At 68.0% G+C, this 12,411-nt stretch carries 11 protein-coding genes; 6 read left to right on the top strand and 5 right to left on the bottom strand.

Going from position 1 to position 12,411, the window contains the following annotated elements; all coding sequences use genetic code 11:
- Positions 1 to 12: 12 nt before the first annotated feature.
- Both trpS and AB0J16_RS37430 read left to right on the top strand, forming a co-directional pair.
- Positions 13 to 1,017 carry a tryptophan--tRNA ligase gene (gene trpS, locus AB0J16_RS37435; RefSeq protein ID WP_358548696.1) on the top strand — a complete coding sequence of 335 codons (1,005 nt, stop codon included), beginning with the start codon at positions 13 to 15 and terminating at the stop codon, positions 1,015 to 1,017.
- 138 nt (positions 1,018 to 1,155) lie between these two features.
- On the top strand, positions 1,156 to 2,430 hold the full coding sequence (locus tag AB0J16_RS37430; protein ID WP_358548693.1) for an ATP-binding protein: 1,275 nt from the start codon (positions 1,156 to 1,158) through the stop codon (positions 2,428 to 2,430).
- A 9-nt stretch (positions 2,431 to 2,439) separates the two neighbouring features.
- On the opposite strand, the gene AB0J16_RS37425 is transcribed toward AB0J16_RS37430, so the two are convergent.
- Together AB0J16_RS37425 and AB0J16_RS37420 are read right to left on the bottom strand one after the other, a co-directional pair.
- Positions 2,440 to 2,640 carry a hypothetical protein gene (locus AB0J16_RS37425; RefSeq protein WP_358548690.1) on the bottom strand — a complete coding sequence of 67 codons (201 nt, stop codon included), beginning with the start codon at positions 2,638 to 2,640 and terminating at the stop codon, positions 2,440 to 2,442.
- A 127-nt stretch (positions 2,641 to 2,767) separates the two neighbouring features.
- Positions 2,768 to 3,274, bottom strand: coding sequence for a MarR family transcriptional regulator (locus AB0J16_RS37420; RefSeq protein WP_358548688.1), 507 nt, complete (start codon positions 3,272 to 3,274; stop codon positions 2,768 to 2,770).
- A 60-nt stretch (positions 3,275 to 3,334) separates the two neighbouring features.
- On the opposite strand from AB0J16_RS37420, the gene AB0J16_RS37415 reads away from it, so the two are divergent.
- On the top strand, positions 3,335 to 4,612 hold the full coding sequence (locus tag AB0J16_RS37415; protein WP_358548685.1) for an amidohydrolase family protein: 1,278 nt from the start codon (positions 3,335 to 3,337) through the stop codon (positions 4,610 to 4,612).
- A 104-nt stretch (positions 4,613 to 4,716) separates the two neighbouring features.
- On the top strand, positions 4,717 to 5,670 hold the full coding sequence (locus tag AB0J16_RS37410; protein ID WP_358548682.1) for a YihY/virulence factor BrkB family protein: 954 nt from the start codon (positions 4,717 to 4,719) through the stop codon (positions 5,668 to 5,670).
- 55 nt (positions 5,671 to 5,725) lie between these two features.
- Here the strand turns inward: AB0J16_RS37410 and AB0J16_RS37405 are convergent, their stop codons facing one another.
- The gene (locus AB0J16_RS37405) at positions 5,726 to 6,865 is read right to left on the bottom strand and encodes a D-alanyl-D-alanine carboxypeptidase (RefSeq protein ID WP_358548679.1); all 1,140 of its coding nucleotides are present in this window, start codon (positions 6,863 to 6,865) and stop codon (positions 5,726 to 5,728) included.
- An 83-nt stretch (positions 6,866 to 6,948) separates the two neighbouring features.
- Here AB0J16_RS37405 and AB0J16_RS37400 point away from each other — a divergent pair, with 83 nt between their 5' ends.
- Positions 6,949 to 7,152, top strand: coding sequence for a hypothetical protein (locus tag AB0J16_RS37400; RefSeq protein WP_357948621.1), 204 nt, complete (start codon positions 6,949 to 6,951; stop codon positions 7,150 to 7,152).
- Here AB0J16_RS37400 and AB0J16_RS37395 read toward each other — a convergent pair.
- Positions 7,112 to 8,515, bottom strand: coding sequence for a peptide ligase PGM1-related protein (locus AB0J16_RS37395; RefSeq protein ID WP_358548676.1), 1,404 nt, complete (start codon positions 8,513 to 8,515; stop codon positions 7,112 to 7,114). The genes AB0J16_RS37400 and AB0J16_RS37395 overlap by 41 nt on opposite strands.
- A gap of 499 nt (positions 8,516 to 9,014) precedes the next feature.
- On the opposite strand from AB0J16_RS37395, the gene AB0J16_RS37390 reads away from it, so the two are divergent.
- Positions 9,015 to 10,226, top strand: a complete 1,212-nt coding sequence (locus tag AB0J16_RS37390) for a M20 family metallopeptidase (RefSeq protein ID WP_358548674.1) — start codon at positions 9,015 to 9,017, stop codon at positions 10,224 to 10,226.
- A gap of 195 nt (positions 10,227 to 10,421) precedes the next feature.
- Here AB0J16_RS37390 and AB0J16_RS37385 read toward each other — a convergent pair whose 3' ends face one another.
- Positions 10,422 to 12,299, bottom strand: a complete 1,878-nt coding sequence (locus AB0J16_RS37385; RefSeq protein WP_358548671.1) for a Xaa-Pro dipeptidyl-peptidase — start codon at positions 12,297 to 12,299, stop codon at positions 10,422 to 10,424.
- Between the last annotated feature and the right edge of the window lie 112 nt (positions 12,300 to 12,411).

Raw genomic sequence — 12,411 nt, 5'->3', positions numbered from 1 at the left:
CAATTGGCTGCTATGGCCAGACCTCGTGTCCTCTCCGGCATCCAGCCCACCGCAGACTCCTTCCACCTGGGCAACTACCTGGGTGCGGTCCGCCAATGGGTGACGCTGCAGGAGACTCATGACGCCTTCTACTGCGTCGTCGATCTCCACGCGATCACGGTGCCGACCGAGCCCGCCGCCCTGCGCCGCCGCACCCGCGTGGCGGCCGCGCAGCTGTTCGCCGCCGGGCTCGATCCCGAGCGCTCGACCGTGTTCGTCCAGTCGCACGTGCGCGAGCACAGCGAGCTGGCCTGGATCCTCATCTGCCTGACGGGCATGGGTGAGGCGGCCAGGATGACGCAGTTCAAGGACAAGTCCGCCAAGCTCGGGGAGAACGCGGCCAGCGTCGGACTCTTCACCTACCCGGTGCTCCAAGCCGCCGACATCCTGCTTTATCAGGCCAACAGCGTGCCGGTCGGCGCCGACCAGAAGCAGCACCTGGAGCTCACCCGCGACCTCGGCCAGCGCTTCAACCACCGCTTCGGCGACACCTTCACCCTCCCCGAGCCGTACATCCTCAAGGAGGTCGAGAAGATCACCGACCTCCAGGACCCGACGGCCAAGATGTCCAAGTCCTCCTCCAGCCCGGCCGGCATCCTCGACGTCCTGGAGCAGCCGGGGCCGCTGCGCAAGAAGGTCATGCGCGCCGTCACGGACACCGGCTCGGAGGTCCTGTTCGACGAGGACGGCAAGCCCGGCATCTCCAACCTGCTCCGCATCCTGTCCGCGCTCACGGCCACGCCGATCCCCGACCTGGTCGCGCGTTACGAGGGTCAGGGCTACGGGACGTTCAAGAAGGACGTGGCGGAGGCCGTCGTGGAGGCGTTCACGCCCATCCGGGAGCGCACGGAGAAGCTGCTGGCCGACGAGGCGGAGCTGGACCGGCTGCTGGCCATCGGCGCCGAACGAGCCGGCGCGGTGGCCCGCCAGACCATGGCCGAGGTCCGCGACCGGGTCGGTTTCCTGCCGCGCCTCTGACCACCTCTGACATGCGCGAACGCCGGACTGGACCTTCGGCAGATTTAACGGCGGTGCTTCGGCAGATCTAAAGGCAAAGGCTCGGCAGACTTAAAGTCATTGCTTCGGCAGATCTAAAGGCCGGGCTAGGGTGGACCCATGAGGGAAGCGGTCGACTACCTGCCCCGGCGAGCGGCTTCTCTGGTGTACGACGCACTTGAGGACACCCGTGTAGTCGTCGTCAATGGTGCTCGCCAGGTTGGTAAGAGCACCCTTGCCGAGCGGGTGCTGCGCCATGTCCCAGGTAGCGTCGCCCGCTTCTTGGACGATCCCGTCACTCGCCTGGCGGCGAATGAGGATCCAGTCCGTTTCGTGAGTCATGACGGCTTGATGCTCATTGATGAGGTGCAGCGGGTTCCCGATCTCTGGCTCGCCATCAAGCACGTGGTGGATCGTGACCCGCGCCCTGGACGATTCCTGCTCACCGGATCCGCGCGCCTCCTCGCACTGCGCAGCCTTCCTGACTCGCTGCCCGGCAGGTCGGAGACCATCGAGCTCTGGCCGCTCTCGCAGGGGGAGATCGACGGCCACGAGGACGGCTTCGTCGACGCGGCGTTCGCGATGGGGGAAGATCTGCGCGCCGAATCGATCGGTCTACGCCGGAAGGACTATCTCGCTCTGGCCGCTCGCGGCGGATACCCAGAAGCGATCAAGCGGACGACCCCTCGGCGGCGTGAGCGGTTTTTCGACGGCTATCTTGCGGACCTGATCGCCCGGGACGTGAAACAGGTCGCCGAAATCGAGCGTGCGTCCGACATGCGGAGGTTGGTCGCCTTGCTGGCGGCTCAGACCGGAGGGCTGCTCAATATGAGCCGGCTCGCGAGCGAGCTGGGCCTGTCGAGCCCGACCGTTCGCAGCTATGTGGAGATTCTGGAGACCATCTTCGTGGTCCGCCTCGTGCCGGGCTGGTCGTCGAACGCGACCACGAGAGCCGTGGCCACGCCCAAGGTGATCTTCGTCGACCCTGGCATGGCTGGCTACCTCACCAGCGGAAGCGTCGCCGATGCCATCCATGGCGGACTCCTCGAGAACTTCGTGCTGAGTGAGATAACCAAGCAGCTGACCTGGGCCGGGACATCGGCTCGCCTCTATCACTATCGCGACCGGGACCAGTACGAGGTGGACGGGATCCTCGAGAACAACGCGGGTGAGATCGTCGCCATCGAGGTCAAGGCGGCGGAGACCGTTCGCGCCGACGACTTTCGCGGACTGCGGCTCCTCAAGCGTCGCTTGGGCGATCGCATGCTGGCGGGATTCGTTCTCTACTGCGGGCCTGAGTCGTTGAGTTTCGGCGACGGGCTCTCCTGCCTCCCGGTCTCCGCGCTTTGGACGACGCGTTCTCCGGCGGCGGCGCCGCTTTCCGGCGATCAGTAGTCAAGGGGGTCACCAGGGGTAGACGCCGCCTTCCTCGCTCTCGCTGAGGAAGGCGCCGGTCGTGGGCATGGTGGTGGCCTGGCGGGCGATGTGGGTGCCGCCCTCGTCCGCGGTCAGGACGCCTCGGTGGTCGTTGAGGTCGGTGGCGCAGAAGCCCGGTGAGACCGCGTTGACCTTGATCGGAGTGTCGCGCAGCTCGTTCGCGTACATCAGGGTGATCGCGTTCAGGGCCGCCAGGTTCGGCAGAGCACCGCTGAGGCTGGGATCGGCGGTCCCAGGCGTGGGCCGACGCTTCCAGGCGTGGGTCGGGGCGCCCAGGCGTGCGCCAGGTCAGTGACTAGCGGAAGCGGCGGCGGCCCACGGCCAGGAGGACCTCCCGGAGGGCGTCCGCCGCCTTGCGTACCGTTTCCTCCGGGACGCCCGCCATCACCTCTTCGTGGGCCTTCCCCGAGACCTCCAGGGCGGTGTTGGCCAGGCGCAGGCCCTCGGGGGTGAGCTGGACCCAGCGGCTGCGCGCGTCGCCCTCGTTCGCCGCCCGCTCCACGTAGCCCGATGCCGTGAGGCGCTGCAGGACGTTGCTTGTGCCGCCCGAGGTGAGGTAGAGGCCCTTGGACAACTCGCTGGGCTTGAGCCGGTGCGGGGGGCCGGTGCGGGCCAGGGCGGCGAGGACGTCGAACTCGGCGTACGTCAGGCCCAGGTCCGCCAGTTCGGCCTTGATCGCCGTCTCGAAGAGCATGTTGAGGCGGGACATGCGCTTGCTCAGTTCGAGGTCGGCGATGAGCGATGACGACAGGCCGGAGTTCTGCCAGCGGGGGACCATCGCGTCGACGTCATCGTGCTTCATGGATCGAGGATACTTGGCGGTATATTGCTTTCTGAAAAGCTTCTTACTAAGCTTTTTGGCATGGCAATCACTTTGATCAAGAACGGGATCGTCGTTGACACCGAGCCGGAGCCTGTCGTGCTCGGGCGGGTGGACGTGCGGGTCGAGGGCGGCCGGATCGCCGAGGTGGGGCCGGACCTGCCCGAGGTGCCGGGGGCGGAGGTCGTCGACGCGACCGGGATGATCGTGCTGCCGGGGTTCGTCGACAGCCACCGGCACACCTGGCAGGCCGGGATCAGGGCGATCGCGCCGGACATCACGTTCGGCGGATATCTGCAGCGCGTCCTGGGCGAGCTGGCCCCTGTCCACCGGCCCGAGGACGTCTACGCGGGCAACCTGGCCGGCGCGCTGGAGTGCCTGGACGCCGGGATCACCACGCTGCTCGACTGGTCGCACGTGCAGTTCACGCCCGAGCACACCGACTCGGCCGTACGGGCGCTGCGCGAGTCGGGCATCAGGGCGATCTTCGGCTACTGCCACGGCGGGCCACGGGAGAACCTGCACAAGGAGGGGCACCGGGTCCATGACGAGCACTTCGGCACGACCGGCTTGGTGACCATGGCGATCGCCGCTCTCGGGCCGGAGATCGTCAGTGAGGAGGACGCGCTGGCGGAGTGGCGGCTGGCCCGCGAGCTCGATCTGCCCGTCACCGCGCATCTCGGCGGGCACAGCAGGGAGAGCTCCACCAAGGGGCTCGCGTTCCTGAAGGCCAACGGGCTGCTGGCGCCGCGCACGACGTACGTGCACGCCAACCACTACAGCGACGACCAGCTCAAGCTCATCGCCGACAGCGGCGGCGGCGTGTCCGTCTCGCCGATCGACGAGATGACCCTCGGCATCGGCTACCCGATCAGCGGGCGGGCGCGGGCCGCCGGGATCCCTACCTCGCTCAGTGTCGACAGCGTGACGTGCGCGCCCGGTGACATGTTCAGCCTGATGCGGACCGCGTTCACGCTGGAGCGGGGCCGCCCGGACGGGCAAGGGATGGGGTTCCGCGTCCGTGACGCGCTGCGGATGGCCACCATCGAGGGCGCCGAGGTGGTGGGGCTCGGTGACACCGTCGGCTCGTTGCGGGTCGGCAAGCAGGCCGACCTCGTGCTGCTGCGTACCGGCACGCTGGGCATGGCGGCCGCGCACGACCCGATCGGGGCGGTGGTGCTCAACGCCGACACCAGCGCCGTCGACACCGTCCTGGTCGGTGGACGGGTGGTCAAGCGGGGCGGCAGGCTGCTGCACCACGACGTCACGGAGGTGCTCGCCAGGCTCGCGGAGTCCGCCCGCGCCGTCACCAGCGCATAGCCCCCAGGTGCGGGGCTCCGTGGTAGAAGAGCGGTAGCCAGGGCAGGTGCATGGCGACGGCGGGGCACCTCGGAAGGCGGCGCGCGGCGGTGTTTGCGAAGGTGATGGCACGCGTCGAGTCGGCCAAGGCCCGGAGTGGCCGCGTCCTCGAGTCCTGGCGGGTGCGCCGCCTCTGGATCGACCACCTGATGAGGACCGTGCAGCGCTACCAGCTGCGGTTCGGCGACCGGCTGGCCGGCGCGGTGACCTACTTCGCGTTCCTGTCGTTCTTCCCGCTGGTCGCGCTCGCGTACGCGCTGTTCGGCTACGTCCTGTCGTACGACCAGAACGCCATCAGCACGCTCGAGTCGGCGATCAAGGACCAGTTGCCCGGACTCGCCGACCAGATCGACCTCCAGGCCATCGCCCAGGCCAGGGCGACCGCCGGGATCATCGGCCTGGCCGGTCTGCTCTACGCGGGGCTGGGCGCCGTGGACGCGCTGCGCGGGGCGCTGTGGGAGATGTCGATGACCACGGCCCCGCCGCCGAACTTCTTCGTTGCCAAGCTGCGCGACCTGATCTCCCTGCTCCTGCTCGGCGTGACCATGATCGTGTCGGTGTTGGTCGGCGGGGCCGCCACGCAGGCCACGACCGGGGTCGCGGTGACTCTCGGGCTGGGCAGCGCGCCGGTGACGACCGGCACGCTCTGGCTGGTGGGCCTGATGGCCAGCGTGGCCGCCGACTGGGTGCTGTTCCTGATCCTGCTGGGCTGGGTGGGCCGCGCCACCCAGCCCTTCCGGGTGCTGGCCAGGGGGGCGCTGCTCGGCGCCATCGGGTTCGGGCTGCTCAAGCAGGTCGCGTCGCTGCTGCTGGGGCAGACGCTCAGCAACCCGATCTACGGCGCGTTCGCCGTCATGGTGGGGCTGCTGGTCTGGATCAACTTCTCCGCCAGGTTCGTCCTGTACGTCGCCGCCTGGACCGCCACAGCCGGGCTCTGCCCGCCGCCCGCACCCTCGCCCATCCCGTCGAACACGCCCATGCCGTCGACCTCGCCCATCCCCTCGAACGAGGTCACCTGATCTCAGCGTCGTGAGTCGCGCCGGGGGCCTCAGCGTCGCGGGCTACGCCGGGGCCTCAGCGTCGTGAGCTGCGCCGGCGGCGGATGCCGTAGCCCAGCCAGGTCAGGCCGAACAGCAGCCCGCCCCCGATCACGATCGAGCCCACCGTACGGCTGGTGTCCGTCTGCTTCGACGCGGCCGAGTCGAGCAGCGGCGCCGTGGCCGGCGGACCGGTGACGACCGGTGAGGTGGTCACCTGCTGCGCGGGCAGCTCGACCGGCAGTGGATCGACGAGCTTGCCGACCGCCGTGACCTTGCCCCGGGCGGCGAAGCCCCAGTCGAGCAGGCTCGCCACCTCCTCCCAGAAGTACCCCTCATGCCGCATGATGGTCACGATGATCGTGTGGCCGCCACGTGTCGCGGCGCCGACGAAGCTGGCCTGGGCCTTGGACGTCCAGCCGTTCTTGACGCCGATCATGCCCTGGTAGCGCCACAGTAGTTTGTTGTGGTTGCTGATCTCGTAGTAGTTCTTGGGCGCCGGAAACTTGGCAACCTTTGTACCGATATATCGCCGGAAGTCGGGGTTGCCGAGGCCGGCTCGTGCGATGAGTGCCAGGTCGTACGCCGAGCTGCTCTGCCCCGGTTTGTCCAGCCCGCTGGGCGTCTTGGCCACCGTGTCGTTCGCCTGCAGGCGCTTGGCCTCGGCGTTCATGTCGCGCATGGTCTTGGACAGGCTGCCGTTCGTCTCGGCCAGGGCCATCGCCGCGTCGTTGCCCGACGACATCAGCAACGCCTTGAACAGGTCGTCGACCTTGTAGAGCGGCTTGGTCGTCAGGCCGACGGCGGTGCCCTCCTGGTCGACCGCGTTCCGGCTGGGCTTGACCTTGAGGTTCTTGTCCAGCTTGGGGATGAGCGTGAGCGCGGTGAGCGTCTTGAGCGTGCTGGCCGGCAGGTAGTGCCCGTGCGGGTCCTTGGCCGCGAGCACGTCGCCGGTCTCCAGATCGGCAATGACGTACGAGGTGGCCTTGGACTTCGGCGGTGCCTTGATGCCGGCGGGCCTCACCAAACCGTGACTGCCCAGCAGATCCCCACCGACGGGCTTCGGCGTCGGGGTGGTCGGGGAAGGAGTCGGTGTGGCATGGGCGGTCCCCGTGAGCGCGACCGTCGCGAGGAGTGCCGTGAGGAGTGCCGAGACGGGCACCGGTTTCATCAGCATGGCGGTCTCAGCGTAGCTTCGTGTCATTGCACATGTGCCGACACATCCCCTGATGATCGGCACCTGATACTAGAGAAGTGGTCATGTCGCGAAAGATCGCCGGATTCCTCATCGTGCTCGGCGTGTTCATGGTGTTCGAGTGGATCAACCTCGGGTTTAACCTGGCAGACGGCCATCCCACGAGCTTCTATGTGGTGCACGGCATCCTGATCGCGGTCAATCTCATACTCGCGATCGTCTTGGCCGTCATCGGCTGGAAGGGGCTCCGCAAAGCGCGCGGCGAGTGAGCCGGTGCAACTCGTCGGCCTCCTCGCGGGAGTCGCCGATCGTGGTGAAGCCGAGCTTGCCGTGTTCGGGGAGCGCCCCGAGCAGGTGGAAGACGTTTCCCGTACGACGGGTGTGATCGAAGCCGAGACCGAGCGCCTCGACCATCCGCACCACCTGGCCGGGGGAGCTGCCGCGCAGGCAGCCGGCCGCGCAGTTGTCGGTCGCGGTGTAGTACTTGGGCTGGTCACCGGCCATGAGCAGCCCGGTCCCCGGATCGTAGGAGGCGCCGGTGGTCAGCACCGCGGCGCCGAAGGGATGTGTGGTGCCGCCGATCCGCAGGTTGACCTCGCACAGCAGCGCCGCGTACCCGGCGTCGGTCTCCAGCGCGAAGAAGTCCATGCCGAACAGTCCCACCACGCCCCGCTCCGCCATCACGCGGGCGATCCGCTCGGCCGACGCGCCCACCTCGGCCCGGTACTCCGGCGCAGCGGGGAACGTACAGCCCTGGTAGACGTCCTGGTTGGCGCCGCCGAGCACCTGGTCGTGGGTGGCCACGACGCTGTACCGGCCGCCGGGCGTGATGCGGGCCAGCGCGCTGGGATAGTGCAGCGGGCGGTGTTCGATGAACTCCTCCACGACCGCGCCGCGTTCGCGGATCTTCGCGGTGAAGCTCTTCCAGGTCTCGCCGTACGCGGAGAAGCTCGTCCCCGGCAGATCGCCCTTGGGCACGATGGCGTTGCCGAGACCCGAGTAGCCGTCGTTCAGCTTGACCATCACCCGCTGGCCCGGCAGCGCCTCGATCGCGTCCTCGATCTCGGCCAGGGAGTGCAGATCTCCGAACCCGCGGGCCATCGGCACGCCGGCCTCCTGGCCGATCTCGCGGGAGCCGCTCTTGGAGCCGTAATAGGCGAGCGACGTGGCCGGGCCGTACACGGGAATGCCCAGCAGCGCGGCGAACTCCTCCTCCAGCTCGCTCAGCACGAACGGCACCATCCACGCGTCGCCGTCGATCGCCGCACGTACCTGCTCGACCATCTCGGGCCGCGAGAGCAGGGTCCTGGTCAGCGGCTGCGAGTGCGGGTCGTCGAGAGTGATCAGCCGCAGCCGTTTGGCGGCGTCATCCGGATCAGGCAGGAAGCCGAAATAGTAGGCGATGATGTCCGGATCGATGGGCGCGGAGGAGAGGTAGATCACTTTGACGCCGGGCTCGCGGAGCGTGAGGAGGAGGAAGAGCAGGCGCTCCTCGTAACATCTCGCACCGGTGATGCGGCGCAGCTCGTCCTGCGGAAGAGAGAGCGAGGGTACGACCACCAGGGTCCCCTCGCTCGGCTCGAAGATGCTCAACCCGGCATACTTCTCCCCGAACGGGATTTTAGTGATCATATTGCGAGTGAAACACGCATTCTACGCGAAAGCATCCATCGTCGGAGTGTCATGACCATGACGGGAGGTGACAGGATTGGAAAGCGCAGACCACGTTTGGAAGTCGTGTCCACGGGTCACCATCTAATGATCCCTTGTGACTATTTTCCGGGTCATCTGCGCGCTCACTCAGGGTAACGACCTGCGGTTACGGGCATGCAGCCGCCTGGCTTTCGGGGTTTCTGTCGGCGCGAAGCCACACGCAAGAGATAAAGTTGGAACATCGCCTTCGGGTTCATGGCCACCGCCGTGTTTCCGCAGTGGGTTGTCCTCAGGAGGGGATCACAACCCCGTGCTGACGATCTCTGGCACCGAAACCTGTGGGTGCGGCATTTTCGCCGGACGGCTGCTCTGACCGGACAGCCGGCCGCTGCGAGGCCAAAGGACGATTTACGGCGCTATAAGCCGTGTGACTTCAGGCAGTCGACGATCACATGGCAATTGGACGGGACGGTGACTCATGCGGGGACGTGAGCTTCGGGGGGAACTCGACGCGTTCCTGACGGAGACCGATCAGGAGTTGGTGGCATTCCGCCGCGACTTGCACATGCACCCTGAGCTGGCCTTCGCTGAATATCGCACGACTCAGCGCATCGCCGAGCGGCTCACCGCCGCCGGTCTGGTGCCGTCGGTGCTGCCACGCGGCACCGGCCTGATCTGCGACGTGGGCAGCGGAGACGGCCCCACGGTCGCGCTGCGCGCCGACATCGACGCGCTGCCGCTGCACGACGAGAAAGACGTGCCCTACCGCTCGACCGTCCCGGGCGCCTGCCACGCGTGCGGCCACGACGTGCACACCACGATCCTGCTCGGCACCTCGATCTTCCTCGCCCAGCAGGCCGCCGCGGGCCTGCTGCCCGGCCGGGTCCGCCTGATCTTCCAGCCCGCCGAGGAACTGCCCGGCGGCGCGCTCGAGGTCATGGCGCACGGCGGCATCAGCGGCGTGGAGCGCATCTTCGGCCTCCACTGCGACCCGCGCGTCGACCTCGGCCACGTCGGGCTCAAGCCCGGCCCGATCACCTCCGCCTGCGACAAGCTGGCCATCAGGGTGTCGGGCCCCGGCGGCCACACGGCCCGCCCGCACCTCACCGCCGACCTGGTCTTCGCCCTCGCCAAGATCCTCACCGAACTGCCCGCCGCGCTCTCGCGCCGGGTGGACCCGCGCTCCTCGCTCAGCCTGGTCTGGGGCAAGGTCCAGGCCGGTTCCGCGGCCAACGCGATCCCCGACGACGGCGTGGCCGAGGGGACCGTGCGCTGCCTCGACGAGAACGCCTGGCACGCGGCCCCCGACCTGATCAAGTCGCTGCTGGAGTCGGTCGCCGGCGCTTACGGGATCGACGCGACGATGGAATACACGCGCGGGGTGCCGCCCGTGGTCAACGACGAGATGAGCGTCGACATGCTAGCCGAGGCGGTCGAGCGGGCGCTGGGGCCGGGCGCGGTGGTGCCCACGCAGCAGTCGCTCGGCGGCGAGGACTTCGCCTGGTACCTCGAGTCGATCCCGGGGGCGCTGGCCCGGCTGGGCACGCGCTCGCCGGGCGGCGTGACGTACGACATCCACCAGGGAACCTTCGACATCGACGAGGCGGCGATCGGCATGGGCGTCCGCCTCATGGCCGCGACCGCCCTGACCGCGCTATGGGAACCCGTCGTCGATTCCGTGCTCGCCTGAGTTTCACGGTCGGCAAGGGCCCGCCCCACCTGAGCGTCGGCACGGGCCCGCCCCACCGTACGTGCTTGATTTTCCTTTACGGCAAACATGGGCCAGCCCCACCCTTCAGGGCGGGGCTGGCCTCTGTCCAGGGAAACGCTCCTCCGGCTTACGGGGTTGAGCGCCGTGACGTGCGCATTCTTGACCCCGGCCGCCCTATGGCCGGACCACCGGCAGGATCAGGGATGACCTGGCCGGGTTGACGGTGAACTTCGAGCCCTCCGGGTACCGGAGCGTGTAGTCGCGGTCGGTTGACGTGATGATCAGGCCGATCTTGTGGCCCTGGTCGAATCGGTAGTCCTTTGGTTGGAAGTCCCAGTTGAAGGTGTATTCCTGGGACGGTTTGACGCTCTCTGTCCGTGACGGGTCGTGGCGGTTCCTGATGTCCAGCCAGCCCCTTGAGACGATCTTGTAGGGCGTTGTGGCCGTGCCCAGCTTGCGCAATGTCGTGCAGCCCGTGTCGCCTGGGACGCCTTCCCCGTAGCAGAGGGTTTCGCCTGTTGGGACCAGGGTTCCGTCCGCTCTGGTGCCTGTGCCGTAGTCGACCAGCAGGGCCGTGAGGTAAGGGCTGGAGCCGCTCTCGCGGGCCGCTCGCAGCGAGGTCGTCGGTGTGCCGGAGATCCGGACGGCGGCCGGCAGCTCCGGCGTCAGGTAGGCCAGGCGGTTGGGATCCGCGGCCGGGGCCGCCTCCACCAACTGTTCGGCGGTGCGGGTCTTCTGGTCGACGAAGGACTCGCGGGCCGCGTACTGCGGGAAGACATTCAGCTTCGAGCCGGAGCCGAGGTGCAGGGCCACTGGCTTGGTGGCCGGAAGTGGCCACGATGCGTGAGTGCCCCACTCGCCGGGGGCGATTTCGACGTCCGCCTGCGGCTCACGCATGATGCCGCTGTCGATGCCGTACAGCCAGTAGTCGAACCAGCCGTGCAGTTGCCGCAGCCACTCGACGGTGCGCAGGTTGAAGGGGTTCATGTGGGTGCCCTGGTGCAGCCAGATCTTGCGGGGCACGTGGCGCTTGGACAGGGCGTACCACCACTGGGCGAACTGCTTGGTCTTGACGTTCCAGTCGTTGAGGCCGTGCACGACGAAGACGCTGGCCTTCACCTTGTCGACGTCGTTGAGGTAGTTGCGGGCGTTCCAGAAGCGGCTGTAGTCGCCGCTCACCCGGTCCTGCGTCGCCGTCAGGTAGTCCATGACGGGCCCGCAGACCTGCTGCCCGTCGGCGCGGGTGAGCACGTACTTGGCCAGCACGTCCGCGTCCTCGCCCTGGAAGCCGCCCGCCGCCAGCACGCCGCCGTTGGCCCGGTAGTAGTCGTACCAGGAGGAGATCGCGGCGATGGGCACGATCGTCTTCAGCCCCTTGACGCCGGTCGAGGCGACCGCGTTGGGCAGCGTGCCGTTGTAGGAGACGCCGATCATGCCCACGTTCCCGGTCGACCAGGTGGCCGAGACGGGCGCGCCCTCCGGGGTGAACCCCTTCGCACGGCCGTTCAGCCAGTCGATCGCGGCCTTCGGGCCGGCCGTCTCGTTGCGGTCGCCGGTGGTGGGGCAGCCGGTGGCGCGGCCGCTGCCCAGGTTCTCCACCAGCGCGATCGCGTAGCCGCGGGGCAGGAAGTAGTTGTCGTAGTAGCCGTCGAACGGCTCGGCCGCCAGCTTGTTCGCGTACGAGCGCAGGGTCGGCAGCGGGTTGCCGTTCTCGTCCACGTCCACCACGTGGTTCGGCACGTCGTTGCCGCCCGCGTAGTAGGGGCTGGCCTCCATGATGACCGGGACCTTCAGGCCCTCGTCGGTCTCCTTCGGGCGCAGGATGTCCACGGCGACGCGGTCCGGCAGGCCGTCGCTGTCGCTGTCGGTTCCGGCGACCTCGACGTACACCGTCTGCTTGACGGCGTCGGCGCGGGAGAAGACGGGCTGGGTGGCGTTGTTCTCGATCTTGATGGCTGGGGCGGCCGGTGTATCTGCTGAGGCGGGTGCCGCGCCCATGGCCGCGATGAGGACCGCGGCCATGGGCATGATCATGGCCTTCCAAAGATGCATGTAGGGCTCCAGGATGAAAATCCACCGTTGATCAGGAATCTCTGCCATGATCGACCTGACGGCAAGGGCCCCCCGGTGTCCAAAGTTGGGTAAAGCTTCCCGAGCCGGTCCC

Source organism: Nonomuraea sp. NPDC049750 (assembly GCF_040659625.1).
Lineage (GTDB): Bacteria > Actinomycetota > Actinomycetes > Streptosporangiales > Streptosporangiaceae > Nonomuraea.
This window is presented reverse-complemented; position numbering and strand designations above follow the sequence as displayed.